Annotated in this window: 7 protein-coding genes; all 7 read left to right on the top strand. The window is 48.6% G+C overall.

Going from position 1 to position 7,997, the window contains the following annotated elements; translation table 11 throughout:
- Positions 1–261: 261 nt before the first annotated feature.
- The 7 genes from recA (at position 262) to xerA (ending at position 7,816) form a co-directional block, all read left to right on the top strand.
- Positions 262–1,338: a recombinase RecA gene (gene recA / locus QVO97_RS07170; RefSeq protein ID WP_022359677.1), complete on the top strand. Its 1,077-nt coding sequence runs from the start codon at positions 262–264 to the stop codon at positions 1,336–1,338.
- A 95-nt stretch (positions 1,339–1,433) separates the two neighbouring features.
- A complete protein-coding gene (locus QVO97_RS07165; protein ID WP_107000341.1) occupies positions 1,434–2,042 on the top strand; it encodes a regulatory protein RecX in 609 nt (202 codons plus the stop codon).
- 219 nt (positions 2,043–2,261) lie between these two features.
- The gene (rny, locus tag QVO97_RS07160) at positions 2,262–3,809 is read left to right on the top strand and encodes a ribonuclease Y (RefSeq protein WP_022359674.1); all 1,548 of its coding nucleotides are present in this window, start codon (positions 2,262–2,264) and stop codon (positions 3,807–3,809) included.
- Between the two features lie 597 nt (positions 3,810–4,406).
- Positions 4,407–5,204 (top strand): pyrroline-5-carboxylate reductase, encoded by a 798-nt coding sequence (gene proC / locus QVO97_RS07155; protein WP_022359673.1) that lies wholly within the window; start codon positions 4,407–4,409, stop codon positions 5,202–5,204.
- Positions 5,205–5,259: 55 nt separating this feature from the next.
- A complete protein-coding gene (locus QVO97_RS07150; RefSeq protein WP_022359672.1) occupies positions 5,260–5,832 on the top strand; it encodes an NUDIX hydrolase in 573 nt (190 codons plus the stop codon).
- Positions 5,833–6,045: 213 nt separating this feature from the next.
- The gene (locus QVO97_RS07145; protein ID WP_288189285.1) at positions 6,046–6,606 is read left to right on the top strand and encodes a hypothetical protein; all 561 of its coding nucleotides are present in this window, start codon (positions 6,046–6,048) and stop codon (positions 6,604–6,606) included.
- A 364-nt stretch (positions 6,607–6,970) separates the two neighbouring features.
- A complete protein-coding gene (xerA, locus tag QVO97_RS07140; protein WP_022359670.1) occupies positions 6,971–7,816 on the top strand; it encodes a site-specific tyrosine recombinase/integron integrase in 846 nt (281 codons plus the stop codon).
- The last annotated feature ends 181 nt before the right edge of the window (positions 7,817–7,997 follow it).

Below are 7,997 nucleotides of genomic sequence, written 5' to 3'. Positions count from 1 at the left end.
TTCTGAACTGAAAATTCCGTACGACACAGTTCGGGTAGCAGCTTTTCTCGGCAAAATAATAGACAGAACCAGCCGGAAAATGATATAATTGTAGATACTTTGAATCGCAGAATCAGGTTATAGATCCGGCAGCATCCTGCAGTGCGTCCGGGGGAAAACCAAAAGAAAACAGTTGACATTTACAGCCGGATCCGCTATGATAGAACTAAGTTTAGAACATTTGTTCGTGATTGGCCGCGGAGCGGCGTTTTGGAGGGAAAGATGAATAAAGAAGACAAGCTGAAAGCATTGGATGCTGCGTTGACACAGATTGAGAAAGCATACGGAAAAGGCTCAGTGATGAAGCTGGGTGATTCTGGTGCGAATATGAATATAGAGACGATTCCGACCGGCTCCCTGAGCCTGGATATTGCACTGGGACTGGGCGGTGTTCCGAAGGGACGAATCATCGAGGTATACGGACCTGAGTCCAGTGGTAAGACGACGGTTGCCCTGCATATGGTGGCAGAAGTACAGAAGAGAGGCGGTATCGCTGGATTTATCGATGCAGAGCACGCACTCGATCCGGCATATGCGAAGAAGATCGGTGTTGATATCGATAATCTGTATATCTCCCAGCCGGACAACGGCGAGCAGGCGCTTGAGATTACCGAGACGATGGTGCGCTCCGGTGCGATCGATATCGTGATTGTGGACTCGGTTGCCGCACTGGTTCCGAAGGCAGAGATTGACGGCGAGATGGGTGATTCCCACGTAGGTCTGCAGGCACGTCTGATGTCGCAGGCACTCAGAAAGCTGACCGCAGCAATCAGCCGTTCAAATTGTATCGTTATCTTTATCAACCAGCTGCGTGAGAAGGTTGGTATCATGTTCGGAAACCCGGAGGTTACGACCGGTGGACGGGCACTCAAGTTCTATTCTTCTGTCCGCATGGATGTCCGCCGGATTGAGTCTCTGAAGCAGGGCGGCGAAGTGATTGGAAACCGTGTCCGCATCAAGGTTGTGAAGAACAAGATTGCTCCGCCATTCCGTGAGGCAGAGTTTGATATCATGTTCGGAAAAGGTATTTCCCGTGAGGGCGATATCCTGGATCTGGCGGCGAAGGAGAACATCGTGGAGAAGAGCGGCGCCTGGTATGCTTATGAGGGCAGCAAGATCGGTCAGGGACGCGAGAACGCGAAGAATTTCCTGGCAGCAAATCCGGAAATCTGCCTTGAGATTGAGAACAAGGTACGTGTCAAATACGGACTTTCCGAAGACACGATGATGCCGGAGGCGTCCAAGGAAGCACCGACGGAGCTTCCGCCGGTAGGAGTGGACGCAGAGGACGAAAAATAGAGCAAAATCCTGTTACAGGGCACATATGTGTGAACAGTAACAGGAAAAGTTACAGCTGGCAGCGTGTGAACTGTAGCTATGAAAAGGGGCTGTATATGCGGATTGAACGCGTAGAATCCCTGGATAAGAGAAAGTGCAAAGTTTTCACGGATGAGGACTTTGCCTTTCTTTTATATAATGGGGAATTAGAAAAATACGGTGTCTGTGAGGGCGCGGTTTTGGAAGAAAGAACGGAGAGAGAGCTTTTGGATCTTTTAAGCCGCCGGGCACATGAGCGGGCGCTGAATCTTTTGAAGGTGCAGGACCGGACGGAAGGAGAAATGTGCCGCCGCCTTTTCCAGGACGGGTATCCGGATTCGATCGTGCAGGAGACGATTGGCTTTTTGCAGGAATATCATTTTGTGGACGATGCCAGATATGCGGCGAATTACCTGCAGGTTCATGGAAAGCGGAAAAGCCAGGCGGAATTGAAGCTTTACCTGCAGCGAAAAGGCATATCGCGAGAGATCATCCGGGAGCAGCTGGAAGAGACAGAACATGATTCGGGCGAGGCAATCCGCGTCTTGCTTGAGAAGAAGCATTATAGGGCGGGAGAGACAGCGCCGGAGGAGGAAAAAAAGATCATTGCCTATCTGATGAGGCGGGGATTTTCATGGGAAGATATCCGGAGAGAGATGAAGGAGCAGGAGGATGCACTTAGTTGACTTTCAGGTGCAGAGTCATTTACCAAAGATAATTTTGAATGGATTTTGTTTCATGACTGTGAACGTGCAAATGTATTATGAAACAGAACAGAACGCTGTCTGAAGGCGTCTCAGGAAGCTGGTAGGAAGCGCTTATTCTGCTTGACATACTGTATAAAACCGTTTAAAATTATAGTATTGTATTTTCGTACAATGAAAACTAAATAAGGAGGTGCTCCTGTGTCACAAGTAATAATTGCGGTTATCGTTACAGGTGTTATTGTAGCAGCTATTACTTGGATCGTTGCGAACCAGCATCGCCAGAAGACATATGAGGCGAAGATTGGAAGCGCAGAAGAACGATCCAGGGAAATAATAGATGAAGCATTGAAAATTGCTGAGACAAAGAAGCGAGAAGCTCTCCTTGAAGCGAAGGAAGAGTCGTTAAAGACAAAGAATGAGCTTGAGAAAGAAACAAAGGAAAGAAGAGCTGAGCTTCAGCGCTATGAAAGACGTGTACTGAGCAAAGAAGAAAACCTGGACAAAAAAGCAGAAGCGATGGAAAAGCGTGAAGCGGGTATGAATGTCAAGGAGGAGGCACTCAAGAGAAAGACTGCGGAGGCAGAGGCTCTCTATGAGAAAGGTATGCTGGAACTGGAGAAGATCTCCGGTTTAACCTCTGAACAGGCAAAGGAATATCTGCTGCGTTCCGTGGAAGAAGATGTAAAGCATGATACGGCGAAGCTGATCAAAGATCTTGAGGCGAAAGCGAAAGAGGAAGCAGAGAAGAAAGCCAAGGATTATGTGGTGACAGCGATTCAGCGCTGTGCTGCGGATCATGTGGCTGAGACAACCGTATCAGTCGTACAGCTTCCGAATGATGAGATGAAGGGACGAATTATCGGACGTGAGGGAAGAAATATTCGTACACTGGAGACTCTGACGGGCGTGGAACTGATCATCGACGATACGCCGGAGGCAGTTGTCCTGTCTGGCTTCGATCCAATCCGGAGAGAGGTAGCGCGTATTGCACTGGAACGTCTGATTGTGGATGGACGGATTCATCCGGCCAGAATCGAAGAGATGGTAGAGAAGGCACAGAAAGAAGTGGAAAACATGATGCGCGAGGAGGGCGAAGCGGCTCTTCTGGAAGTTGGCATTCATGGTATCCATCCGGAACTTGTCAAGCTGCTTGGTAAGATGAAATTCCGGACAAGCTACGGTCAGAATGCATTGAAGCATTCGATTGAGGTTGCACAGTTAGCCGGACTTCTGGCGGCTGAGGTGGGCGTCGATGTACGGACCGCCAAACGTGCAGGTTTATTACATGATATTGGAAAGGCAGTCGATCACGAGCAGGAGGGAACCCACGTAGAACTGGGTGTGGCGCTCTGTAAGAAGTACAAAGAGTCCGCAACCGTTATCAATGCAGTGGAAGCCCATCACGGCGATGTAGAGCCACAGAGCTTGATTGCATGTCTGGTACAGGCAGCTGATACGATTTCAGCGGCACGTCCAGGTGCGAGACGAGAGACTCTGGAAACATATACCAACCGTCTGAAACAGCTGGAGGATATCACGAACTCCTATAAGGGTGTTGATAAATCCTACGCAATTCAGGCAGGTCGCGAGGTGCGTATCATGGTTGTACCGGAACAGGTCAGCGACGATGATATGGTTCTGATGGCGAGAGAGATTTCAAAGCGGATTCAGGAAGAGTTACAGTATCCGGGACAGATCAAGGTCAATGTAATCCGTGAATCGAGAGTTACCGAGTACGCCAAATAAAACCCGGCAGCAGGGCTGCATGGAGTAAACTTGAGCATGAAAATAAAAGTCTTATGGATGAAGATACATTACATTCATAAGACTTTTTTGTTTCATGGGAAATTGCGTCCTATGAAACAAAAAAACGCTCCGCGAGGATGCGCACTCGCGCGAAGCAGAAACATGTCGCAAGCGACCGCGCGAGACGCCCGAATGTGGCAAGGCATATTCTTTACATCTTTTTTGAGAGAGAAAGAAATACAGAAAAATACAGGTTTTTTTCATGAAGCGGAAAACGGAAACTCTGTTTTTCGGACAGACTGAAAATTTGCATGAGCAGGGTAAAATAAAGGGTCGTGAGCGTGAAGGCAGGCGGAGAAATTTCGCTTGCAAACTGTCCAAAAGACGAGTATTATAGCATGATAGAGTTGAAAAATAGTGATTATTTAGCAGCTTCATGCATTTATTGTGGCGTAATGGTAAGAAGATTGAACCGTTATCAAGATGCTGAATAGAAAGCCAGATGTGGCTGTTGGAAAGAGTAGCTGCAGTCAGACAACAAATGGAGGATCATCCGGCAGGGAAGTGCCGGATGGCAGATGGAGGGAGACAAAGATTATGGCGAAAATTGGTTTTATCGGAATGGGAAATATCGGCTATGCGATCATGCGAAGCCTGCTGAACAAATATAAAACGGAAGACATCACTTTTACGGATTTGAACCGCCGGAGAGTGGCACAGATAGAGAAAGAGACAGGTGTCAAGGCGGTTGACACAAACCAGGATTGTGCGGAAAATGCAAAATATATCGTATTAGCTATAAAACCGCAGTTTTATGACAATGTACTGGCAGATATCAAGGACCATGTAACGAAAGAAAATATTATTATTTCGATTGCACCGGGTATCACGATTGACAGTGTCAACGAGAAGCTGGGCGGTGACCGCCGTATCGTGCGTGCGATGCCGAACACGCCGGCGCTGATCGGCGAGGGTATGACAGGTGTCTGCTACGACAAGAAGCTGTTTGAAGAGACAGAAAAGCAGATGATCAGCAATTTCTTTGAATCTTTTGGTATGATGGAGATCGTTCCGGAATATATGATGAATGCGGTTGTATGTATCAGTTCCAGTGCACCGGCATACATCTATATGTTCATCGAGGCGCTGGCAGATGCGGGCGTTAAGTACGGCATGCCGCGAGATGTGGCTTACCGGATGGCGGCGCAGGGCGTTGTCGGCAGTGCGAAGATGGTACTCGAGACCGGCAAGCATCCGGGCGCGCTCAAAGATGATGTCTGCTCGCCGGGCGGCACGACGATCTACGCGGTCAGCGTCCTGGAGGAGTATGGTTTGCGGAATGCGGTTATCAAGGCATGTGACGCATGCTATGAGAAGTGCATCGACCTGAAATAGTGAAAAAATGTTGAAAAAGAACCCAGAAGGAACCTGGACATAAGGGTGAGGAAATATGGAACAGAAAGTAGAAAAGCAGGCATCGCTGGAGTCCGTGCCGGTCAAACGTCTGAAACGAGAGTTAAAATATCAGGGAACCATCTTGAAAATGTACGAAGATACCGTCGAGGTAAACGGACATCAGGCAAAATGGGATTTTATCCATCATGACGGCGCGGCAGCGGTGCTTCCGGTTACGGAGGATGGGAAGATTCTCATGGTGCGTCAGTACCGCAATGCGCTGGACCGCTATACACTGGAGATTCCGGCTGGTAAGCTGGATTCGCCGGATGAGGCGAAGATTGACTGCGCGTACCGCGAGTTGGAGGAGGAGACGGGCTACCGTTGTGACCATCTGGAATATCTGATGAGCGTCAACACAACGATCGCGTTCTGTGATGAGGCGCTGGATATTTTTCTGGCACGCGATCTCAAGAAAACCCATCAGCATCTTGACCCGGACGAGGAGATTGAGGTAGAGGCGTGGGAACTTTCCGACCTTTTGAAACGGATCTACGCAGGAGAGCTGACGGATGGAAAGACTGTGTCCGCGATTCTGGCGTATGCCTGCAAAGCAGGACAGAAGTAAAAATAAGGATTAGCGAAGCACTGTGAGCATCTGTGATGAAATAAATATATGGATTAGACGCTGAAAGACGCATGAAGCTAACAGCATATAGAGGCAGATATAAAGGCATATTATAAAAAACACTGAATACAGATAAGGTAACAAAGGAATAGGCAGGGATTGCATGTGAAAAGGAGATTCCGGCTTCCGGCTTTAAGTACCTGGGATGTATCAGTGTTTTTTTGGATCCTTGGGATTGTATTGGGGACGATAGCAGCCGTTTGTTTTCAAATTTCGTCCGGGAGCGGACATGCCGGGCTGGAAAGTGTGCTGGCAGCGAGGCTTGGACAAGAAATGGGAGATCCATCGGGTGCCGGGTGGCATCTAAACGCCGGAATGAAGGCAGCCAGCCGGGGAACTTTGTTTTTTCAGGTCTGGCTGCAGCGGTCAGGGATGGCGCTGATGCTGTGGCTGGCAGGTATGACGCCGGTCGCATGCCTGGCTGCGTGGGGTGCTTGTCTCGTCTTAGGTCTGGAGCAGGCATGGCTGCTGGCAGGATTTACTGGCTGGGGCGGTTTTTGGGGACTGCCTGTATTTGTGGCGACGTTATTTCCACAGGTGGTGTTTTATATTCCTGTGTTCTGGCTGCTTCTTTCCTGGGCGCTTGCAAAGGAGAGGCGGATACGGACGGCTGGATTTTTAATCCTTTTATTGGTGCTGGGGATGGGAACTGCGCTGGAAGTGTGGCTGAATCCTGGTTTTGTATCATTACTGGTCTCACACTGCCCATTTTAATGGGGCTGTCTGAATAAAAATATAATTCAAAATTTACAACATATGGGGGTGAAAAAAGTGGACGTACCATATGTTGTATTTTTATGTAAATCAGTCGAAAAATGTAGGAAAAGTGGGGAAAATTATGTTTGATTTTATGGGAAAATGTAGATATAATGATACCTGCGGACGATAAAAGCCCTGTTTGTGGAGAAGAAGGTAAGTTGCAGATAGGGTGAGAAAACCTCAGGAGAATGGATGGTTCAGATGGAGGAATCAATAGGATTGCCGCGAAACGATATCTGCCCCGCAGGCTGGGGCTTTGGCAGAAAATGCCGTGAATAAAAGAATGGCGGAAATGGTTACGAGAATAGATTGGGGAAGTATGAGAGGGGAAGTAGACAGATTTGAACAGTACCTGCGGGAGGTAAAACAGGCATCGGAAAATACCGTACAGTCATATCGGAGAGATCTGATGCAGATGATTACTTATCTGGAGGAGAAAGAGATCCGGGAGGCGGCGAAGGTGACAAAGACCAGCCTGCATGGATATATTCTTCATATGGAAGAGCAGGGAAAGGCGGCTACCACCATTTCACGGATGATGGCGGCGATGAAAGCTTTTTTTAATTATGAATGTATGCAGGCATGCATCCGGCGGAACCCGGCGGAGAGTCTGCATGCGCCGAAAGTAGAGAAAAAGGCGCCGGTGATCCTGAGTGTCGATCAGGTATCGGCGCTTCTGGCACAGCCATCCGGGCAGACGCCGAAGGAGATCCGGGACAAGGCGATGCTGGCTCTTTTATATGCGACCGGAATCCGGGTGTCAGAGCTTATAGGGATCCAGATGGAAGATATCAATATGAACATTGGATTTCTGGTCTGTCGCGACGGGGAGAGGGAGCGGACGATCCCATTTGGACGTTCGGCGAAAGCAGCGCTGGAGGAGTATTTAGAACATGCGAGAAACGACCTGCTTCGCGGAAAGGGATCGGACTATTTCTTTGTCAACTGTACAGGCGGCGCGATGAGCCGGCAGGGATTCTGGAAGATTATCAAATATTACGGCGAGAAAGCCGGGATTGAGGAAGATATCACGCCGCACACGCTGCGCCATTCCTTTGCGGCGCACCTGATTGCGAGAGGTGCAGACATGCGGGCGGTTCAGACGATTCTTGGACATTCGGATATGGCGACGACGCAGATGTATGCGGCGTACCGGGGAGATTGAAAAATATCATATAAATTATAAAAATAAAGCACCTGTTTTGTGAAAAACTTGACAAAACAGGTGCTTTACTATATACTTTAGTGGTTTAAAGCGCAACTGTTTAACGCAGATGAGGAAATGTGAAGGAGAAAGACAATGGAGCAAGTACATTTAAAGTACGGAACGTCGGCGGTTGATTTTG

Origin of the sequence: Clostridium sp. CAG:43 (genome assembly GCF_000434655.1) — a bacterium.
GTDB lineage: Bacteria > Bacillota > Clostridia > Lachnospirales > Lachnospiraceae > Otoolea > Otoolea fessa.
Note: the sequence above shows the minus strand (reverse complement) of the source record. Positions and strands in the feature narration are given on the sequence as shown.

Coding starts and splice junctions, on each gene's coding strand:
- recA (WP_022359677.1), top strand. CDS start 262: ATGAATAAAGAAGACAAGCTGAAAGCATTGGATGCTGCGTTGACACAG.
- xerA (WP_022359670.1), top strand. CDS start 6,971: ATGAGAGGGGAAGTAGACAGATTTGAACAGTACCTGCGGGAGGTAAAA.
- proC (WP_022359673.1), top strand. CDS start 4,407: ATGGCGAAAATTGGTTTTATCGGAATGGGAAATATCGGCTATGCGATC.
- QVO97_RS07165 (WP_107000341.1), top strand. CDS start 1,434: ATGCGGATTGAACGCGTAGAATCCCTGGATAAGAGAAAGTGCAAAGTT.
- QVO97_RS07150 (WP_022359672.1), top strand. CDS start 5,260: ATGGAACAGAAAGTAGAAAAGCAGGCATCGCTGGAGTCCGTGCCGGTC.